16 protein-coding genes are annotated in these 20,001 nt (G+C 44.0%); 12 read left to right on the top strand and 4 right to left on the bottom strand.

The features are described from left to right. Positions 1-195 precede the first annotated feature (195 nt). The 3 genes from VRU48_RS09020 (at position 196) to VRU48_RS09010 (ending at position 4,671) form a co-directional block, all read left to right on the top strand. The gene (locus VRU48_RS09020; RefSeq protein WP_330107595.1) at positions 196-2,046 is read left to right on the top strand and encodes a sensor histidine kinase; all 1,851 of its coding nucleotides are present in this window, start codon (positions 196-198) and stop codon (positions 2,044-2,046) included. Further along, positions 2,039-2,773, top strand: coding sequence for a LytR/AlgR family response regulator transcription factor (locus tag VRU48_RS09015; protein ID WP_330107594.1), 735 nt, complete (start codon positions 2,039-2,041; stop codon positions 2,771-2,773). The genes VRU48_RS09020 and VRU48_RS09015 overlap by 8 nt, the downstream gene beginning before the upstream one ends. Positions 2,774-2,919: 146 nt before the next feature. Further along, positions 2,920-4,671 (top strand): S41 family peptidase, encoded by a 1,752-nt coding sequence (locus VRU48_RS09010; RefSeq protein WP_330107593.1) that lies wholly within the window; start codon positions 2,920-2,922, stop codon positions 4,669-4,671. Between the two features lie 27 nt (positions 4,672-4,698). Here the strand turns inward: VRU48_RS09010 and VRU48_RS09005 are convergent, their stop codons facing one another. Beyond that, entirely contained in the window at positions 4,699-5,313 is a 615-nt protein-coding gene (locus VRU48_RS09005; RefSeq protein WP_330107592.1) for a response regulator transcription factor, read from the bottom strand. Continuing rightward, the gene (locus VRU48_RS09000; RefSeq protein ID WP_330107591.1) at positions 5,313-7,253 is read right to left on the bottom strand and encodes a sensor histidine kinase; all 1,941 of its coding nucleotides are present in this window, start codon (positions 7,251-7,253) and stop codon (positions 5,313-5,315) included. Before VRU48_RS09000 ends, VRU48_RS09005 begins: the two co-directional genes overlap by 1 nt. A gap of 257 nt (positions 7,254-7,510) precedes the next feature. Between VRU48_RS09000 and VRU48_RS08995 the strand changes: the two genes are divergently transcribed. Together VRU48_RS08995 and VRU48_RS08990 are read left to right on the top strand one after the other, a co-directional pair. Beyond that, on the top strand, positions 7,511-8,581 hold the full coding sequence (locus tag VRU48_RS08995) for a hypothetical protein (RefSeq protein ID WP_330107590.1): 1,071 nt from the start codon (positions 7,511-7,513) through the stop codon (positions 8,579-8,581). A 32-nt stretch (positions 8,582-8,613) separates the two neighbouring features. Continuing rightward, positions 8,614-9,681, top strand: a complete 1,068-nt coding sequence (locus VRU48_RS08990) for a lipocalin-like domain-containing protein (RefSeq protein ID WP_330107589.1) — start codon at positions 8,614-8,616, stop codon at positions 9,679-9,681. Between the two features lie 22 nt (positions 9,682-9,703). Here VRU48_RS08990 and VRU48_RS08985 read toward each other — a convergent pair whose 3' ends face one another. Next, positions 9,704-10,066: a DUF4180 domain-containing protein gene (locus VRU48_RS08985; RefSeq protein WP_330107588.1), complete on the bottom strand. Its 363-nt coding sequence runs from the start codon at positions 10,064-10,066 to the stop codon at positions 9,704-9,706. Positions 10,067-10,254: 188 nt separating this feature from the next. Here VRU48_RS08985 and VRU48_RS08980 point away from each other — a divergent pair, with 188 nt between their 5' ends. The 6 genes from VRU48_RS08980 (at position 10,255) to VRU48_RS08955 (ending at position 16,189) form a co-directional block, all read left to right on the top strand. After that, entirely contained in the window at positions 10,255-12,369 is a 2,115-nt protein-coding gene (locus VRU48_RS08980) for a glycoside hydrolase family 97 protein (protein WP_330107587.1), read from the top strand. A 110-nt stretch (positions 12,370-12,479) separates the two neighbouring features. After that, positions 12,480-13,382 (top strand): retropepsin-like aspartic protease, encoded by a 903-nt coding sequence (locus tag VRU48_RS08975; protein ID WP_330107586.1) that lies wholly within the window; start codon positions 12,480-12,482, stop codon positions 13,380-13,382. 104 nt (positions 13,383-13,486) lie between these two features. Further along, positions 13,487-14,041, top strand: a complete 555-nt coding sequence (locus tag VRU48_RS08970) for a hypothetical protein (protein ID WP_330107585.1) — start codon at positions 13,487-13,489, stop codon at positions 14,039-14,041. A 97-nt stretch (positions 14,042-14,138) separates the two neighbouring features. Then, the gene (locus tag VRU48_RS08965; protein WP_330107584.1) at positions 14,139-14,636 is read left to right on the top strand and encodes a cupin domain-containing protein; all 498 of its coding nucleotides are present in this window, start codon (positions 14,139-14,141) and stop codon (positions 14,634-14,636) included. Between the two features lie 9 nt (positions 14,637-14,645). Continuing rightward, on the top strand, positions 14,646-15,413 hold the full coding sequence (locus tag VRU48_RS08960) for a DUF3667 domain-containing protein (RefSeq protein ID WP_330107583.1): 768 nt from the start codon (positions 14,646-14,648) through the stop codon (positions 15,411-15,413). 47 nt (positions 15,414-15,460) lie between these two features. Continuing rightward, positions 15,461-16,189 carry an acyl-CoA desaturase gene (locus VRU48_RS08955; protein WP_330107582.1) on the top strand — a complete coding sequence of 243 codons (729 nt, stop codon included), beginning with the start codon at positions 15,461-15,463 and terminating at the stop codon, positions 16,187-16,189. Positions 16,190-16,313: 124 nt separating this feature from the next. Here VRU48_RS08955 and VRU48_RS08950 read toward each other — a convergent pair whose 3' ends face one another. Then, positions 16,314-17,567, bottom strand: coding sequence for a DEAD/DEAH box helicase (locus VRU48_RS08950; RefSeq protein WP_330107581.1), 1,254 nt, complete (start codon positions 17,565-17,567; stop codon positions 16,314-16,316). Between the two features lie 211 nt (positions 17,568-17,778). Between VRU48_RS08950 and VRU48_RS08945 the strand changes: the two genes are divergently transcribed. Further along, positions 17,779-19,542, top strand: coding sequence for a hypothetical protein (locus tag VRU48_RS08945; protein ID WP_330107580.1), 1,764 nt, complete (start codon positions 17,779-17,781; stop codon positions 19,540-19,542). The last annotated feature ends 459 nt before the right edge of the window (positions 19,543-20,001 follow it).

The raw sequence follows: 20,001 nt of genomic DNA, 5'->3' as shown, positions 1-20,001 counted from the left end.
GGCTGGAAAACTTTAAATCCAAAAAATGTATTATTGCAATAAACAGACAGCGGGATGGTCCATTTGCCTATGCGAAGAAAGATATACAGCGCCTTCATTATTTTAGTGCTAGTTATAGGGCTGTTTTCTTGCCATAGCAAAAATAAGGCGATTGATCACAAGCCACTCAGAGATCAGCTGCCAAAGGAGCTCGGTTTGCTTCTCGAAAAAACCGCCCAGGCCGAAATCAACATCGCCAACTGCAAAAAAGGAATTCGGTTATTGGATAGTGCCGAAAAAAAATACGCCAAAGACTCGCTGGCTATTGCCTATATCAATCTTTACAGGCACAATTATTACCTATCGCTCGAACAGCTGGATAAAGCTTTGCACTGTAGCAATATCGCCTATGCTTTTTTTAAGGAGCATCGTCAATATGCCAAGGATGAATACATTACGGTGCTTACCGATCTTTCTTACCTCTATGCCGTTCTTGGCGATAACCAAAAGGCCATCAATTACATTAAGGAGGCTGAATATGTAGTTGCCAAGTTGCCTGCAGGCCAGCAAATTGATAGCAATTTGTTCTTGTTGGCCAATAAAGTCTATTACAATTACGCCTATATCCTGTCGCTCGACAAGGAATACCAAAAGAGCAGGTACTTTTTGTTTAAAATATTGCAGTTGCCTATTCCGGTCCAGCAAAACAGAAATGCCATTTTTAAGAGTACCAGTTACAAAATCGCCGATCTTTACGAAAAAACTGGTCAGGTAGATAGCGCGCTGTTTTATATTGCCAAATCCAAAAACTATAGTTTGGCCAATGAAAAAATGGACGATGGCGTAAAGCAAATGATGAACGACAACCTGGAAATGGCCTATCTCCGGTTGCAAAGCAAAATCAGTAGGCGGCAACATCAATTAGATAGCGCCATCTTTTTTGCCGAAAAGAGTTTTGCCCGGTTAAAACACGAGGGTTGGCTAATCGAAAACAATGATATAGCCACGCAATTGGCCCTTGATTATGCGCAACAAGGCAATCTGGAAAAAGCCAACCAATATTATCAGCACGCCAAGCGTTACTTTTTTATAGAAACGGCCACCAACTACGAGAATAAGGAAAAGGTAATTACAGATTTGCTTGATTTTGCCGTGCGGGCCAAAAAAGATAAAGACATCGCCCCATTGGCTACGGCTTATCAGCAGTTCCTTAAAGAAAACTACAACAAGCAAAAAGCCATTGCCATTAAAAATGCCGAAATCAGGTACCAAGTAAAAGCGCAAGATGATAAGATTGAAAAACTGGCTTTGGCAAACAAACTGAAATCAAACCTCATTAAACAAAGAACCCTAGTGCTTTCGGCGGTGTTTCTTTTTGTGATAGCCGGTATCTTTTTTTACTATTATCAATTAAGGCTTAAGGAAAAATATGTGGCCATCGATCTAGAAGAACGTTTAAGGCTGGCGCAAATGAGCCCTCATTTTATTTCGAACTCGCTAAGTGCCATACAGCGACAGATTTACGATGGCGAAACCAAGCTAGCCGTTGCTTACCTTAACAAATATGCCGTGCTGAACAGGCTGATCCTTGAAAATTCAAGAAACAAGTTTATTGATTTGAGCGACGAGCTGGATATCCTGCAAAAATATATCGAACTGCAACAGTTGAGGGTAGCCGATAAATTCGACTATCAATTTAACCTATCTGATGAAGTAAAGGCCATGGCCGAGGAGATCAAAATACCCAATATGTTGCTGCAACCTCTGATTGAAAACGCTATTGAACATGCTTTTAAACCCATAGCTTATAAGGGCTTGCTAATCCTTAAAATGACATTGGAACAGCGATGCCTAAGCTGCGAAATCATAGACAATGGCATTGGTCTGCAACATAAGGCACAGCAAGCAGCCAAAAAATCATTTTCTATTCAAATTATCAAAGAACGTTTAGCTTTGTTGAATAGGCAGCAGCAGGTCAAATCATCTTTTGAAATGATACCGCATAGCGATGGCCAGCCTGGTCTGACCGTAAAATTGATCATCCCGTTTATAACAGCCTATGATTAAGATTGTACTGATTGACGACGAACCCCATGTATGTGCTGTCTGCCGCATTTTGCTCGAAAAGCGGAAAGACGTTAGCATCGTAGCCGAATGCCACGACATCAGCACTGCTTATGAGGCTATTGTTAAGCACAAACCCGATGTAATTTTGCTCGATATCCAATTAACCGACGGCACGGGCTTCGATTTGTTGGAGAAATTTGAAAATCCTGATTTCGCCGTTATCATTATTACCAGTTTTGACGAGTATGCCATTAGGGCGCTAAAAGCCGGAGCCATCGATTACCTGCTAAAGCCAATCATTGATGAGGAGTTTGAGGTAGCCATCGAAAAGGCGCTCAAGAGAAATGCCCTCCATGCCTTACAAATAAAGGGAGCCGTCAATAACTTTACCGGAGATTTTAGCAAGATTACCCTCAATACCTTAAACAACATCCATTTGGTCGATTATAAGGACTTAATTTATTGCAAATCTGATGGAGGCTATACCACTTTTTTCTTGAAAGACGGCAAGGAAATCGTCGTGTCTAAAATCCTAAAACATTACGATGCCATATTGCCAAGTTCCCTTTTTGTGCGTTGCCATCAATCCTATATCATCAACCTGCAACATATCCTCAGCTTAACCAAAGGCAATACGATTACTTTGTCCAATGGTATCAAAATTCCCGTATCTGTTAGAAAGATCAAAGACATACGCGAATTGCTGAAGGCCTATCCAAAATCTTAGGCTTCTTAGTTTGCCTCTGGCCTGTGGCAAATGCTATTCCTTGCTACGAATATTAATCCAAATGGTACGGATATCAACTGTAAAGTTTATTTTAAGATAAGCCCCTTACTTTTAGGCAAGTTTTTTAACGGAAGATAAATTTTAGGATGAAAAAGATTTTTTTAGCTCTCTTCGCTTTTTTAATTGTATTGAAGATAGATGCCCAACAGCCGGCTGCCAACGATAAGACCAAAAAGGCGGCTTTGGATAAGGAGTTTGTAGCAGGTTCTGCCATTGCCATCAATACCTTAACCCCACTTCAGACCAACAACTTGGCAGTGCTGGGCAAGTTATGGGGCTTTTTAAAGTACCATCATCCGGCCATTGCCCAAGGCAATTACAATTGGGATTTCGAGCTTTTCAGGATCATGCCCAAAATATTGGCGGTTCAAACGAATGCCGAAAGAAACGATATACTGCATCAATGGATAGCCAATTTGGGGCCTTTTAAAACGGCTACGCCCAAAGTGATCGATGCGAAGCAAATCAAATATAGGCCTAATTTCGACTGGTTTAACACTTCGGGTTTAAGCAAGCCCATAATTGAGCAATTAAATGCAATTAAAAACGCCGATAGGACCGAAGAAAGCTACTACGTGAGATTGTACGATGCCGAAACACCGGTGGCCATTTTTAAGAACGAAGCCCCGTATGCCAGTTTTAAATATCCGGATGCTGGTTATAGGTTGCTGGGCCTATTCAGGTTCTGGAGTATTTTCGAATATTTTGCGCCTTATAAAAACTTAACCGACAAGCCTTGGGGCAATATTTTAAACGAATACATTCCAAAAATCATCGCGGCGAAAGATGAATTGAGCTACAAGCTCACCGTAGTACAATTTGTAGGCGAGATTAAGGATTCGCATACCGATGTTTCGCCTTATGACAGTGCGCTCAGGATGTTTTATGGTGCTTTGAAGCCCAACATCGAAATTGTTTTTGTCGACAATAAGCCCGTGGTAAGCTACAGTAACGACGAAGTAGTGGGCCTCCATACGCTAAAAAGGGGAGATGTGATCGAAAGCATTAACGGTGTTCCGGCAGCACAGCTTTTAAAAGATAAGTTGCCGTATGCAATCGCCTCCAATTACCCCACCCAGCTTAGGAAACTGACCAGTCAGCTGATGAGAACCAATGATACGTTGATGCGGGTAACCTATCTGCGCGATGGCAAAATTGAAAATACCAGCCTCAAATGTTTTTCGGTGAATAAAACCAATTACAAAAAACCGTTGCCTGCCGATACCGGCTTTAAAATCATCAATACCAATATTGCTTATTTCAATCCCGAAAGGCTAGGTCTTAAACAGTTGGCCCAGGTAATGCCGTTGGCCATGAAAACCAAAACCATGATCATCGACTTGCGTACCTATCCGAAAGAATCGGCCTTTGTATGGGAAATTGGCAAATACCTGTTCGCTAAACCGATGGACATTGCCAGGTATACCGGAGGCAGTACAGAAACGCCGGGGCTTTTTACCTACATGCCCGACGAATACATGAAAAACCTGCGGATAGGCGAGGAAAGAGCCGATTATTATAAAGGAAAACTCATTGTTTTGGTGAACGAAGAAACGCAAAGTCTGGCCGAACTATCGGCTATGGCTTTAAGTACTCGGCCAAATACTACCATTATGGGCAGTCAAACCGCTGGTGCTGATGGAAGTGTGGGCATGGCTATTGCTTTTCCGGGTGGCTTGGCTACCAATTTTACCCAAATCGGTGTTTATTATCCTAACGGCAAAGAAACGCAAAGAGTTGGCATTGTGCCTAACCTCGTGGTAAAGCCAAGCGTAGATGGCATTAAAAAGGGAAAGGACGAAGTGTTGGAAAAAGCGGTTTCCATCGCCGAAAAATAAGCTTGGCGAACGAGTTAAGCCCAAATATTATAACAGACCACTTTTGATGGCCTTGCCAATCAGCGTAGCCGTATTCTTGACTTCGAATTTCTCGAGCAGGCTTTTTCGGTGGGTATTTACCGTAGGCATGCTGATGAAAAGCTTTTCCGATATTTCGGCGTTGGTAAATCCTTCGGCAATAAGTTGCAGTACTTCCTTTTCGCGCCGGGTAATGAGCGGATGCTTCTCTTGGGGTTCTCTCAAGGCCACGGCAGCTTCAAAGCTGAAATAGTTTTTGCCTTTCAGCACCTCGCTAATGGCTTCGAGCAGTTCTTCTTTGGTGGCATTTTTCAAGAGGTAGCCGGAAGCGCCGTTGGCGATCATGTTTTGAATAATGGTTTGCTGGTTAAAGGTGCTCAAGCCCAAAACCAATACCGAAGGATACAGCTGATGAACTTCTTTGCACAGGTCGGTACCGCTCTTGTCGGGTAGGTTTACATCCATGAGAATCACATCAGGCTGGTGCTGCTTTAGAAACGCCAAACAGGAGGCCGCGTTGGTGGCATGGCCCATCCAATCGATGGTTTTTTCGTTTTGCAACAAAGAGCGGATGCCCTCTATCACCATGTAGTGATCGTCAACTATAAAAATGCCAGCTTTCATCAGATCGTAATTTCTATCATTACCGAAGTGCCTTTGTTCGGGGCCGATTGTACATCGAGCTTGCCTTTTAAAAACTCGACCCGGTTTTGGATGTTCTGCCAGCCCATACCCGTAGCCTCATTTAACGCTGCGGTGTCGAAACCATTGCCATCGTCTTCTACCGTAATGGCCAATAACCTTTCCTGTTCCGACAGGTGCAACTGCACCAGTACGTTTTTGGCGTAGGCATGCTTAATGGAATTGTTGACCAATTCCTGCACAATACGGTAAACTGCTACGGCGGTAGTTTGTTCCATGGCGACTTTGTTCATGCCAACCGATTGGTAGTTGATAGCCAGCACGCCACTTTGATTAATTTCGTTGCAAAACTCTTTTAGTGCAGTGTCTAGTCCATACCTTACCAGTATTTCGGGCATCATATTGTGGGCCACGCGGCGCATTTCGCGTATAGAGCTGTCTAACATATCCATGCTGCGTTCAAAAGCCAGGGCATTGTCGGGGGTTAAAATAAGGTTGCCTTTCATGTTACTTAATGAATATTTTATGCCGCTCAGCATGCCTCCCAAGCCATCGTGCAGGTCTTTGGCCAAACGGGTGCGTTCCTGTTCTTCGCCTTTGAGCACGGCTTCTGTAGCAGTGAGCTGTTTTTCGGTTTCCAATTCGTCAATTTTTGCCTGTTGTAGTTTGCGGCGGTGCCTGTAATTGCGATAGCTCAGCAGCGAAATCACCAGCAAGGCAATGGCGCCTGCAATCAGGAAATAAATCAGGTTGCTTTTTTGTCTGAGTTGGGCCTGTTGGAGTTTGATTTGTGTTTCTTTTTTTGCTGTTTCAAATTTCTTCTCCAGTAGCAATGTCTTGTTCTGGATTTCCTCTCCGCGCAGCTTGTTTTCGATAAGGGTTGCACTGTCTAAATATCGCTCTGCGGCAACCACGTCGTGCAGGCCAAACAAAATGCCCGACATGACCTTTAAACCCTCAAATTTTTCCTGTTTCAGATCCAAGCTATCGGCTAGTTTAAGCGAAGCGGAAATATAGTTTTTTGCCGTTTTGAAGTCCTTTTTGAGGAGAAAGTGCAAGGCCATGCCCCTTCCTGCTATCGCTTCGCCTTCGGGATTGTTGAGCTGCTTGCTGAGCGTTAACGCTGCTTCATAGTATTTGCGCGTGCTCTCGGTATCATAGCGATGAAAATAGATATCGCCAATACCGATCAGCGAGGCAAGTTCCAATGCCTTGTAGCCTGTTTTTTTGGCCATGGCAAGCCCATCTTGATAACAAACCAAGGCAGAGGCATTGTTGTTGAGCGATTGGTAATTATTGGCCAAATTGAGCGAGGCCTGACCCAGTTCCATGTCTTTTCCGGCCGTCTTGAAATAACTAACGGCTTCTTTGCCATACTGCACCCCATTTTCATATTGGGATAAATGGAAATATACATTTTGGATCAGGTCGTTCATCCGTGCGGCTAAATACGGGTCGTTAATCTTATCAAAATCCTTTTTGGCTATTTCGTAATAATATAGGGCGTTTTCATATTGGTTTAAAAAATTGAAGCTGTTGCCCACATTAGCCGTTGTTTTGGCAATAATTACGGCATCGTTAAGTTCTTTGGCAAATTGAACGGCCTGTTTGTTAAGCAGCAGGGAGCTGTCAAATGACCCTTTTGCATTTAAAATACCCGTATAATTAGAGATGAATTTGATCATGCCCTTCTTATAATTTAGCCGCTTGCTCAGGTCGCCGGCCATTTTGTAGTATTTTTCGGCGGTTTTTGTATCGTCAAGCTCGTATATGTTGCCTATATCCAAATACAGCTGCACTTTATTGGTATCTTCTTTCGCTTTGGGCAGTAATCTCAGTAAGCTGTCTTTATTCATGGCCGTCTGCGCCTGAGCAGCAAAACTGATGCAAGCTATTAATAAGAAGAGCAATGATTTTTTCATACGTTAATTTACGCTTTTCTATCCTGCAAATAAAATATTGTGGCGCCGTATTTTTCATCATCTTTTTTAATGATTTTTTACGTCTTCTGTAAAAAAAACAGCTGTTTTAACCTCTTGCAATGGTAATAGACAATTGTATAGGCCTGGGAAACCAATAGTGGGTATGGTTCGAAATGATAAATCATCTTTTTTGATGATTGTTTACCCTGGTTATCCAATCTACTTTTATCCTATGGTTTATGTTTAAAAACGTTGCTATGAAACTGATTAAAAAAATACTGCTGCTGCATTCATTTTTACTAATGAGCTATGCAGGTTTTGCCCAAAAGCAAAACTTTGATGCCGTCTTTTTTACAATGCCCAAAGGCTGGCAGCAACAGCAGGGCGAGGGTGGGCTCCAGCTTTCGGTTATGGATAACAAAACAGGTTTCTATGCCATTGCCGTAATGACCAAGGCCAATGTATCAGGTGCATCGGCCAATGAAAACTTCAGCAATGATTGGCTTAGGTTGGTCAAGGGCTCGATACAGGTCAATGATGAGCCAAGTCTGCAGCAACCCAGCAAACAAAACGGCTGGACCGTAATTTCGGGCAGCGCCAATTACACCGACGGTGCCAATAAGGGAACAGCTACCTTGCTAACCGCCACAGGTGGTGGACAAGCGGTAAGCGTGGTTTTAATGACCAATACCAAGGCCTATGAAAAAGAGCTATTGGCATTGCTCAACTCGCTCGAATTGGCAAAAGCGCCTCAAACCAGCACTGCTGCAGCAACGCCTGTAGCTAAAGGCGGAACCGGGAAAACTGCTATAGTGGGCTTATGGTGCGATAATACCTTGGAAACAACAGGGAGCTATGTCAATGGCTTTCCACAATATACCGCCGGGTACATGAGAAAAGAATATGCTTTTTATCCCGATGGTACCTATCTGTTCCGCAACAAGCAATGGCAAACGCTCATGAAGGATATTTTATTCGTTTATGAAACCGGAACTTATTCGGTTAGCGGCAATCAGCTCACCCTCACTCCCAAACAGGGCAAGGGCGGTTGGTGGGCTAAAGGACAAAGTACCAAGGTTTGGGGCAACCCTGTAAAAACAGCTGATTATAAATTGGAAAAGGCAACCTATGTTTTTGAGATCAAATATTTTTCCGGAAGCAAGGACTACTGTTTGATCCTGAAAATGGGCGGGCCAACCGAAAGAGAGGGCAACTCTATTAGCCATCAATATGAAGTTAGCTACAAGCTTATGGAAGGTAACAAATCCATCATCGATAATCCGCCCGGATTTAAAACCGGCTTCGAAAATAAACAGTTGCCACAGTAAAATCCTGATGAAGAAGACAGCATTTTTCAAATATGAAACTGATCAAAAATATCCTTTTCCTTCACTCGTTTTTGTTGCTGAGCTGTACCGGCTTTGCCCAAAAGCAAACCTTTGATGTGATCTCCTTTACCCAGCCCAAAGGTTGGCAGCAGCAACAAAACGAGGTGGCTGTTCAGTTGACGGTTGCCGATCAAAAGACCGGAGCGTATGCCATGGTTATCATCACCAAGGCAAAACCCTCTGCCGCTTCGGCCGATGAAAATTTTAACAGCAAATGGACGGCAGCCATCAAAGGCCAGATCCAGGTTGATGGAGAGCCTGTAATGCAACCCGCAACCCAGGCAAACGGTTGGGGAATTGTAACCGGAGGGAGCACCTATATCGATAAGGGCATTAAAGGCAAGGTGGCCTTGCTTTCGGCCACGGGCTATGGACAAACCGTGAGCGTGGTGGTAATGGCCAACGGCAATCAATATGAAAAAGATTTGGCTGCTGTTCTGAACTCCTTAGAACTTTCGAAAGTAACGCAAGGCGAAAGAAACAATTCGGTTTCGCTGGTACAAGCCAGTACAGTTGCCAAGGAGAGTAACTCACCCTTGGCAGGAAGATTATGGGAGGGAACTTCGACTGAAAAATTTACAGGTGCTGGAACCATGACCGGCTATAACACCGGAGGATTTGCTACCGGCCAATACCAATTCGATGCCGACGGTACCTATCGCTTTGTTAATGTGATGGCATCGCATTATACTGCTATCAAAAGCTATCAGCACGAAACCGGTACATGGTCGGTAAATGGTAACCAATTGACCATCAGTCCTGCCAACGGACAAAACGAGGAGTGGAGCAAAATAGGAAAAACCTCCAACGGAAACAGCGACGTAACCAATCGTGCCATTAACGAAACCTGGGGCAAGAAGCTAAAAACCAGTTCACGGAAACTGGAAAAATACACCTACACTTTTAGCAACGGCCCCAACGGCAACCGTACCACATTGGTTTTGCAACGCAACGGACGTACCGAAAGGGAAGGCGAGGGCAGGATATCCTATTTCAACGAAACCCCAGTCGAAAAATCGGTTAGTTTGCCAGGAAATTAAGCAAATAGATCACGAAGTGTGATTATTTTTCCGAAAGTGCCAGAATGGCAGTAGCCAACGAATCCACAAAATTAATCTGCTTTCTTTTATTGCTTTCAAACATAAAATCCCTGATGCTTTTGCTGGTATAGGGCGAAAAATCGCCAACGATGGCCAGTTGAACCCGGTAGTTCGAAAATTTTTGCAGGATTTCTCCGGCCATGCCGTTCTTCAGGTCGAAAAATGCCGGCGTAAGGTGGCTTTCGCGAACAATGATTTTGTCGAAGCCCTGATAGTACAGGTTTCCCAGTAAATCGAGGCCATCTTCGGCGGTTTTAATGATCGTGGTATCGGCTATGATTTCGGCTATTTTGGTGCCGTTTACTTCGTGGCTTTCGATTTTCATGTGGAAGTTAAAGTTAAGATTATTTAGGTAACAAAGATGGATAACGGAAGCATTTTCCGTTGCTTAGCCTCTCTAAGGCGTCTTAGGTGGTCATAAAATAGCTTTCTAACCTTAAAAATCACCGTCTTTGTCACAAGATTTATATTTTCTAGAAATATTAGGCTAATTTTATTGCCTAATTCAGCAATATGAAGAAACTACAACTGTTACTGGTTTGGGTATTCGTTTTTACCTGTGCGGTTAATGCGCAGCAACTCAAATCGCCAAATGGAAATATCACCATGAGCTTTGCGCTCAATGCCAACGGAACGCCAACCTATAGCTTGCAATACAAGCAAAAAGACGTGGTTAAAACCAGTAAGCTGGGCCTTGAGCTGAAAGACGATAAAAAATCCCTGTTAAGCGATTTTACCATTGCCGATACCAAAACCGCTACTTTCGACGAAACCTGGAAGCCGGTTTGGGGCGAGGTCAATGCCATTCGCAACCACTACAACGAATTGGCCGTAACGCTTGTACAAAAAGAAATCGACCGGAAAATACTGATCCGTTTCCGTCTTTTTGATGAAGGTTTGGGCTTTCGCTACGAATTCCCTTCGCAAAAGAACCTCACTTACTTTGTGGTAAAAGAAGAAAAAACCGAATTTGCCATGGCCGGCGACCATACCGCCTTTTGGATTCCGGGCGATTATGATACCCAGGAATACGATTACAATACCACCAAGCTGAGCGAAATCAGGGCTTTGGGCGAAAAGGCCAGAACGGCCAATGTATCGCAGCAAGGTTTTTCGCCAACCGGTGTGCAAACCTCGCTGATGATGAAAACCAATGAGGGCTTGTACCTCAACATTCACGAAGCCGCGCTGCTCAACTACCCATGTATGCACCTTAACCTCGACGACCGTACCATGACTTTCCAATCGTGGCTAACACCCGATGCCAAAGGCGATAAGGGCTATGTGCAGGTGCCGTTCAACACCCCTTGGCGTACCGTAATGGTTAGCGATGATGCCCGCGATATTGTGGCTTCAAAGATGATCTATAACCTAAACGAACCTTCAAAAATCAAGGATGTTTCGTGGATCAAACCCGTAAAATACATGGGCGTTTGGTGGGAAATGATTACCGGCAAAAGCACTTGGGCCTATACCGACGATTACCCGACAGTTGAATTGGGCATAACCGACTACAACAAGGCCAAACCCAATGGCAAACACGGCGCTACCACGGCCAACGTCAAAAAATACATCGACTTTGCGGCCAAAAACGGTTTTGATGCCGTACTGGTTGAAGGCTGGAATGTAGGTTGGGAAGACTGGTTTGGCCATTTGAAAGATTATGTGTTCGATTTCGTAACGCCTTATCCCGATTTTAATGTGCAAGAACTGCATGCCTATGCCAAAGCCAAAGGCATTAAACTCATTATGCACCACGAAACCTCATCGTCGGTTCGAAATTACGAACGCCACATCGATACAGCCTACAAGTTTATGAAAGCCAATGGCTATGATGCGGTTAAGAGTGGTTATGTGGGTAACATTCTGCCAGTAGGCGAAAACCACTACAGCCAATGGATAATTAACCATTACCAATATGCCATCGAAAAGGCTGCCGATTACCACATCATGGTTAATGCGCACGAGGCCGTACGCCCAACCGGCATTGCCCGTACCTATCCCAACCTGATTGGCAACGAATCGGCCAGAGGTACCGAATATCAAGCCTTTGGAGGCTCTAAGCCTAACCACGTGACGATTTTGCCATTTACCAGGTTGTTGGGTGGCCCGATGGATTATACGCCGGGAATTTTCGAAATGGACATCAGCAAGTTCAGTCCGAACAACAATTCGCACGTAAACAGTACGCTGGCCAACCAATTGGCTTTGTATTTAACGTTGTACAGTCCTTTGCAAATGGCAGCAGATATGCCCGAGCATTATGAGCGCTTTCCGGATGCTTTTCAGTTTATCAAAGATGTTGCCGTTGATTGGGACGACAGCAAATACCTCGAAGCCGAACCCGGCCAGTACCTTACCGTAGCCCGCAAGGCCAAAGGCACAGGCAAATGGTTCTTGGGTAGCGTAAACGGCGATAATGTGCGTACCTCTAATATTACGCTCGACTTCTTGGAAAAAGGCAAAAAATACGTGGCAACCATTTACGCCGATACCAAGGAAACCAATTACAAAACCAATCCGCAAGCCTATAACATCCGTAAAATAACGGTAACCAGCAAAAGTAAGCTGGCACAGTTCTGCGCAGCTGCGGGCGGCTATGCCATCAGTTTCGAAGAAATAAAGTAAAATATAAGATAGAATTGCCAAATCAGGCGCTGAATCTCTAATTTGTAAAGCCTTCGGAAAATTCTGAAGGCTTTATTTTAATCCTCAACACACCAAAAGAAACCCATCTCATGAACAAATTCAAATCTTCGCTATTCGTCCTGCTTGCTTTTTGTAGTCAGCTAGTTTGGGCACAAAGCTCAAAACCCGCCATCATCCCTTTTCAGCTTACCAAATACAACAACATGGCGGTAAAAGCGCTGGTTAACCATAAAGATACCGTAAGCCTGATGTTTCATACCGCGGCAAGCTCGTTAATGCTGACCGAAGAAGCCACCAAAAGAATGAAAAGCCTGGTTTTTAACAGGGTAGACAGCGTAAAAAGCTGGGGCGGCGAGAGCGAGTCGAGGTATAGCAAAAGCAACAGCCTTAAAATAGGCGATTTGGTGTGGGAAAACCTGGAGGTATGGGAAGACAAAAATTCTGGCCAGCAAACCGAAGGTAAATTCGGGCCAGATCTTTTCGAGAACAAAGTGGTAGAAATTGATTTCGACAAAAGCCAGATCCTGGTTTACGAAAAATTGCCGGCTAAGGTGAAAAAATATGAAAAACTGCCCCTCAGCTATACCAACAGCAACATGTTTATAACCGGAACGAGTAAATTGGATGGCAAGCGTATCGACAATAAGTTTTTGATACATTCGGGCTATGCCGGTGCCATTTTGTTCGACGATGCTTTTGTGGCAGCCAATCAGTTAGACAAGAAACTCAAAATTGTTGGCGAAAAATCGCTGAAAGACTCTTATGGCAATATCATCAAAACCAAAAAAGCCATCTTGCCGGGTTTCGCCATTGGCAAAATAGAATTGGCCGATGTGCCGGTTGGATTTTTTGAAGGTGCTATCGGCAGGCAAAAAATGAGCATCCTTGGTGGCGACGTGCTCAAAAGGTTCAATATCATTTTCGATGCCCAACGTACTTTTGTTTACCTCAAAGCCAATTCGTTGGCCAAAACGGCCTATAGCAATATTTAGCGGTTTGGTTTGGGGCCGAAAATTTATTCAAAAAATAACAATGCATTGTTTTGGGTGTAAATTAAATTGGATAAATTGATGGGGTATACCTAAAACCTAAAACTATGATCAGAAAAATTGTTTTTACCTTATGTTGCCTGGGCTTGGTGGTAACGGCCTGTGCACAGAAATTCATGCCCGAAATCAAGGCCGGAACCACGCTCAACGCCACGGTGTTTGTGCAAAGTCAGGAGATACCGGTAACCTTTAGCGTTAAAAGCATAGAAGCGCCAATTACCCTGGCTTGGTTTGTGGATGGCTACGGAGAAGGCGCTTTCGAGATGAGCCAAAAAGCCTACGAAAGTGGCAAGGAAATCTATACGCAACAGCCGCCACAGGGAACCACTAAGCTCAGCGATAGCGAAACCTATGGGCTGATTTCGAAAGAAGCCTATAAAGCCTTGACCACCAATAAGTCGTTTACCTACAATGGCCTGAAGTTCAAGCCTAAGGAAACCGGTTTAAATGCCATGAAATTAGATGGCAAGGAAATCGATGCTACACAAGTAGCCAGCGAAGACGGCAAAATAGAGCTTTGGATCTTGAATAATCCCAATTTTCCGCTTATTTTACAATCTGCCGGTTTGGGCCTCGATCTGGTGATACACGAAATCAAGTAGCAAAATCACGCTAATAGCCTGCCAATCTGTAGTTAGTAAGATGTTTATTCAAAAAAATTGAAGCCCGAAAGGGCTTTTTTCTTATTTTTACGGCGATATGGAAACTCAAAAAACAGAAATATTCGATACCGTTGCACAACGTTTGCAGATAGAAGGTTTTAACGTCGTAAATCGTGATGAGACCCGTCCGTGGGGCGGTTTTTTTGTAATAGACGAAGACCAGGCCCAGCAATTTGCCGATACTTATTTTGACGGACTGGATGTAAACAGTCTTAAAATAGGCGGAAAATTAAGCCCTAAGATTTTAATCGTTGCTCCAAATACCCGCCTTTCGTGGCAATACCATCACCGCAGAGCCGAAATTTGGCAAGTGGTAAGCGGTACCGTTGGCATTAAAACCAGCGCAACCGACGAAGAGGGCGAAGTAAAAGCCTACCATCCAAAAGACCAGATCAAATTGCAGCAAGGCGAGCGCCACCGTTTAATTGGTTTGGAAGATTGGGGCGTAGTGGCCGAAATATGGCAACATACCGATGCCCAAAATCCATCAGACGAGAGTGATATCGTACGTGTACAAGACGATTTCGGGAGGTAATAAAACTGCATGCAAGAATCTACAAGTTGTAAGAATTGCCAAGCCGTAACGGCGGGCAACTATTGCAGTAATTGTGGCCAAGCCACAGATACCCATCGATTAAGTGCCCATTATTTATGGCACGATATCCAGCATCACCTGTTGCATTTTGATAAAGGAGTGCTTTACACCGTTAAAGAGCTTTTTACTCGCCCGGGTTATTCCATCCGCGAATACATCGAAGGGAAAAGGGTTAAGCATTTTAGGCCGATTTCGTTTGCCATTTTGCTGGCCACGGTGTATGGAATTTTAAGCCTCTATTTTCATACCGATGTTGCAGGTGGCATCAAATACGAATTTAGTGAGAGTGGGGCAGCTGCTTTTCAGCGACTTAACGAGTGGGCTTCGCAACACTATGTGGCTTACATGATGATTGCCTTGCCGTTTGCGGCGTTGGGTGCTTTTCTCGCATTCAGAAGTCAGCGGTATAACTTTGTCGAACATTTTGTGCTGGCGGCTTTTTTATTGGGGCAGGCATTGGTGGTGATGCTGCTGTTTTTCCCGCTTAATTATTTACTGGCCGATAGCCCATTGCTCAAAGTAATGAGTACTGTGGTGGCATTTATAGGCTTTGGGCTCAACGTTTGGGTCAACATCCAGTTTTTTGATAAGCTTTCGCGAATGAGGGTATTTTGGCTCACTTTGCTCAGTTACCTCATCATGACGGTGGCCATGAGCATATTGAGTGCAGGTGGCACAATTGTGTACCTGGTGTTCATCTATTTAACAAAAGCCTAAAAAACCAAATTCCTTTAATTGCCGTTTATATAGTACCTCGTATTTTCATGATTATTTTAATATTCTTTTTAGCCCATTGGTTCCTGTCGTTATTTAGTCAGACCTTTTTTCTGCACCGTTATTCCTCGCACAAAATGTTTAAGATGGAGCCGTTTTGGGAAAAATTCTTTTACCTGGTGTTGCTCATTTCGCAAGGCTCTTCTTTCTTAAATCCGAGGGCCTACGCCATATTGCACCGCATGCACCATGCCTATAGCGATACCGAAAAAGATCCGCATTCGCCACATTTTTTTAAGGACGTATTTGGCATGATGATCGCCACCAAAAATATGTACCTTAACTACCTGCACTATAAGATAGAACCAGAGCCTGCTTTTAGGGGCAATTATCCCGAGTGGCCTTTGGTTGACCGGATTGGCGATTCTTGGTTCTGGCGCATTGGCTGTGGCCTGTTCTATATTGGGTTTTATGTAGTTTATGCTACCCATTGGTGGATGTTCCTGCTGTTGCCGATCCACTTTTTAATGGGGCCTTTGCATGGAGCTATCGTTAACTGGTGTGGCCACAAGTACGGCTATTCTAATCACGACAACGACGATCACAGTAAAAATTCGCTGCCCTGGGATTTCCTGTTAATGGGCGAATTGTTCCAGAACAATCACCATAAAAAGCCTAACAGCCCCAACTTTGCCACCAGGTGGTTCGAGTTCGATCCAACCTATCCGGTAATGAAGGTGTTGCACTGGATGCGCATCATCAGGATCAGGAAAATCTAAAAATGATGGGTTGCAACTAAAATAACCATCAGACAATATAAAAAAAGCTTCTCTCGGTATTTATCGGGAGAAGCTTTTTTAGTCATGGACTATTGACCATCGACTATCAACTATTGGCCATCAGCTAGTTCCGTCTAGGGCCTCGCTTGTGGAATTTTTTCTTGTTCGGTTTGTTGCCACCGCCACCTTTCGAGTCTTTCTGCGGTTGGCGTACCACCTCTTTTTTGGCCAGCATGCCCTGCCAGCTCAATGGAAAAGGATGTTCTTCTACAATGGGAATAACCCGTTTTATGAGCTTGTGGATATCGATCAGGTATTCGTTCTCCTCGCCATCCACAAAAGAAATGGCGGTACCACTGGCACCTGCCCGGCCTGTACGGCCAATACGGTGTACATAGGTTTCCGGAATGTTTGGCAAATCGTAGTTGAATACGTATTGCAAATCGTCGATATCGATGCCCCTGGCGGCAATGTCGGTAGCTACCAAAACCCTCAATTCTCTGTCTTTAAAGCTGTTTAATGCTCTTTGTCGGGCATTTTGCGATTTGTCGCCGTGAATAGCTGCCGCCTTGATGCCCAGCTTGGCCAAATCTTTGGCAATGCGATCGGCACCATGTTTGGTCCGCGTAAATACCAGGGCATGGTCTATGTTCAGTTCGTCGAGCAAATGCTTCAACAATTTCTTTTTATCGGGCTTGTCTACAAAGTAAACCGATTGGTTAATGGTTTCTGCGGTTGAAGAAACCGGGGTCACTTCAACGGTAACCGGATCTTGGAGAATGGTATTGGCCAGTTTTTGGATTTCGGCCGGCATGGTTGCCGAAAAGAAAAGCGTTTGTCTTTTCTCCGGAAGCTTGGCTACCACTCTTTTCACATCGTGGATGAAGCCCATGTCGAGCATGCGGTCGGCTTCGTCGAGCACAAAGATTTCGATTTCTTTGAGGCTGATGTAGCCTTGGTTCATCAAATCGAGTAAACGGCCCGGCGTGGCTACCAAAATATCAACGCCTTTTTTAAGCGCATCCACCTGTGGCTGTTGACCTACGCCACCAAAAATAACCAGGTTTTTGAGGTTTACGTTTTTGCCATAGGCGTTAAAGCTTTCCTGTATCTGGATGGCCAATTCACGGGTGGGGGTAAGGACCAGTGCTTTGATAGCCCTTTTGTTGGTATTGAGGTGACGCATGTGCAAAATCTGCAGCATGGGAATGGCGAAGGCGGCAGTTTTGCCGGTTCCGGTTTGTGCGCAGCCCAGCAGATCCTTTATTTTGAGGATGCTTGGTATGGCTTTTTCCTGTATGGGGGTTGGTTGGGTATAACCCTCGGTTTCAAGCGCCTTTAAAATAGGCGGAATGAGTCTTAAATCTGTAAATAACAAAGTAGGTCTGTTTAATGTAAATTGAAGAAGCTAGAACAATCATTGTGGGAAAGACTAACTTGCGAGTTGCTTTAAATGATTAAAGAAATTCTGCTTCGTGGGCAAAGGTACTAAAAATATATCAGTTGCGGGCAGTTTTCAAATGCTAGCCCCTGTTATGCCTATTTTCGCTCATTAATCCTATCTTAGCTAACCTAATTCTGCATCTCCAATGAATAAGCTGTTGTTGCTTTTGGCGCTTTTGTGCGGCTGTTGTGCCTTGGGTTTTGCCCAGTCAAAGCCAATCAAGCCACTGATCGATGCCTGGCGGGTAGCCGATACCAGCCAAACGCATCGCGCCGAAGTTGGTTATGCACAATTGAAGAAGCAAAAGGAAAACCTTCAGTTAAACCTGCCCAAGCACCAGCAGCTGCTAGGGATGTTACATGCTTACCTTGATCAAAACCCCGACGACAGGTTGAAAATCAGGCTTACCATGTACGAAATACTGGGCAAATTCGAATTTGAACAGAAACGCGATGTGCAGGATTCGGTAAACATCTACAATTGCATCAAACTGGCGCACAAGCTTAAAGACGACCAGTTAAAGGCAGAGGTATATACGCTTTGTGCAGAGATTGGCAGGGGCACCAACCGCTATATTCTGTATAACCTGAAAGCCATCGAACTGCAAAGGAAAATCGGCTTTTCGCATTTTAAATATGTACATAACCGCTTCTTTAACGTAAGCTTTGGCCTATATCAAAGCAACGACTACAGGCAGAGCGTCAATTACGGATTACAGTGCCTTTCCTTTAAGAATATTGCCCAAAAAACCTGGGATCCCAGGGTATATCTCTTCCAATTAGACGTTGTAGGGGCATCGTACCTCAAGCTTAACCAATACGACAGTGCCAAGTATTATTACCAGCAAATTATCGATACGTTGGTTAAAAAGCCCGATCCAGCACCCTATATACAAGGGCTTTGGCTGGCTATTGCCAAAGGGAACATTGGCCATGTGCTTATTTTGCAGGGTCATGAACGGGAAGGTATTCCCTTGGTGGAAGTGCAGCTCAACGAGAGCCGGAGATTGGGCTCGTACAATAACATGGCCATGGCACAGAACATTTTGGCCGCTATTGATTTTAAAGAGCAACGCTATCGAGAAGCTTTGGCTAAGTGGAAAGAAGCTTACCAATGGACATTCAAATCTGAATATTATGTAGTAGAGCAGCAATTGTTGGCTGTACAGGGCATTGAAAAGAGCTATCAGAAACTGAACGTCCCAGATAGCGCCTATAAATATGGTGATATTTACCATGAACTGAGCAGTAAGCGCCTGCTCGACATCAGTTCTAAAAAGCTCTCGGCCGTAAAAACGAAAATAGAATTTGACGATATACAAAACAGCTTGGAAAATATCAATGCCAAGCTGCAACAGGAGAAACTGGTGAGGAACTCCATATTAGCCGGTGTCTTTTTGTTAACGGTAATCAGTCTTTTGTTGTACAACAGGCAAAAGCTAAAAACCAAGCACCAAACCGAAATCTTAAATCGCGACCGGATGGCCAAAGACCTGGAAATCAAAGACGCCAGGGAACGGCTCGGTTCCTTTGCCAAAAACATCGGCGAAAAGGAAAAACTGATCAAGGATTTGGAGCGAACAATTAAGGCGAACGGTACCGAGAACCTAAACGACAGCCTGCTTAATTATGTATTGGTAACCGATGAAGAATGGAGCAAGTTTAAAGAGGCTTTCAGCAAGGCCTATCCTTTGTTTTTTCCTCGGCTTAAACAATTGCTGACCCATATTAATCCGGCCGAAGAACGTTTGGCCAGTTTAATCTGCCTGCAACTGAACAATAGGCAGATTGCCAATATGCTGGGCATTAGTGCCGACAGTGTTTCGCGAAGCAAAAGACGTTTGAAAGGCCGTATCAACCTACCAGATGATTCCATGCTTGAAGATTACATCTGCGCATTGAATGATTGAGAGTTTCATTGGTTCACTGGTTCATTAGTCATTAGTCATTGGCTGATTGGTTTATTGGTAAATTGTTATTATTGTTGGATGATCAACTGTTAACTGAAAACTGAAAACTGAGAACTGGAAACTGGTTCACTGTTAAATGGTTGAATTGTTATAGTGCAGGTAATCTCTTTAAGCTTTGGTCTTTCCGCTTTAGCCTTTGCCCGGATTGCTAAATTGTTGCCATTGTTATTATTGTTGGATAATCAACCGTTAACTGAGAACTATTGCTATTGTTGAATTGTTGTTACTGTTAAATAATAAACTGTTAACTGCCAACTGCCAACTAAAACCATCCCCCTTTGGTCTTTCTCCTTTCCACCTTCCACCTTCCGCCTTCAACCTTCCACCCTCTACCTCATTTGTCCGCTTTTTGTCCGCCTTAAAATTTGTAATCCTAGGCCCCGGATGCTAAAATTTGTA

It is taken from the genome of Pedobacter albus (assembly GCF_036324255.1).
In the GTDB taxonomy this organism is placed as follows: domain Bacteria; phylum Bacteroidota; class Bacteroidia; order Sphingobacteriales; family Sphingobacteriaceae; genus Pedobacter; species Pedobacter albus.
This window is presented reverse-complemented; position numbering and strand designations above follow the sequence as displayed.

What these genes read in the sequence shown, in the direction of transcription:
- VRU48_RS09015 (WP_330107594.1), top strand. Translation starts at nt 2,039, where the DNA reads ATGATTAAGATTGTACTGATTGACGACGAACCCCATGTATGTGCTGTC.
- VRU48_RS09010 (WP_330107593.1), top strand. Translation starts at nt 2,920, where the DNA reads ATGAAAAAGATTTTTTTAGCTCTCTTCGCTTTTTTAATTGTATTGAAG.
- VRU48_RS09005 (WP_330107592.1), bottom strand. Translation starts at nt 5,313, where the DNA reads ATGAAAGCTGGCATTTTTATAGTTGACGATCACTACATGGTGATAGAG.
- VRU48_RS09000 (WP_330107591.1), bottom strand. Translation starts at nt 7,253, where the DNA reads ATGAAAAAATCATTGCTCTTCTTATTAATAGCTTGCATCAGTTTTGCT.
- VRU48_RS08995 (WP_330107590.1), top strand. Translation starts at nt 7,511, where the DNA reads ATGAAACTGATTAAAAAAATACTGCTGCTGCATTCATTTTTACTAATG.
- VRU48_RS08990 (WP_330107589.1), top strand. Translation starts at nt 8,614, where the DNA reads ATGAAACTGATCAAAAATATCCTTTTCCTTCACTCGTTTTTGTTGCTG.
- VRU48_RS08985 (WP_330107588.1), bottom strand. Translation starts at nt 10,066, where the DNA reads ATGAAAATCGAAAGCCACGAAGTAAACGGCACCAAAATAGCCGAAATC.
- VRU48_RS08980 (WP_330107587.1), top strand. Translation starts at nt 10,255, where the DNA reads ATGAAGAAACTACAACTGTTACTGGTTTGGGTATTCGTTTTTACCTGT.
- VRU48_RS08975 (WP_330107586.1), top strand. Translation starts at nt 12,480, where the DNA reads ATGAACAAATTCAAATCTTCGCTATTCGTCCTGCTTGCTTTTTGTAGT.
- VRU48_RS08970 (WP_330107585.1), top strand. Translation starts at nt 13,487, where the DNA reads ATGATCAGAAAAATTGTTTTTACCTTATGTTGCCTGGGCTTGGTGGTA.
- VRU48_RS08965 (WP_330107584.1), top strand. Translation starts at nt 14,139, where the DNA reads ATGGAAACTCAAAAAACAGAAATATTCGATACCGTTGCACAACGTTTG.
- VRU48_RS08960 (WP_330107583.1), top strand. Translation starts at nt 14,646, where the DNA reads ATGCAAGAATCTACAAGTTGTAAGAATTGCCAAGCCGTAACGGCGGGC.
- VRU48_RS08955 (WP_330107582.1), top strand. Translation starts at nt 15,461, where the DNA reads ATGATTATTTTAATATTCTTTTTAGCCCATTGGTTCCTGTCGTTATTT.
- VRU48_RS08945 (WP_330107580.1), top strand. Translation starts at nt 17,779, where the DNA reads ATGAATAAGCTGTTGTTGCTTTTGGCGCTTTTGTGCGGCTGTTGTGCC.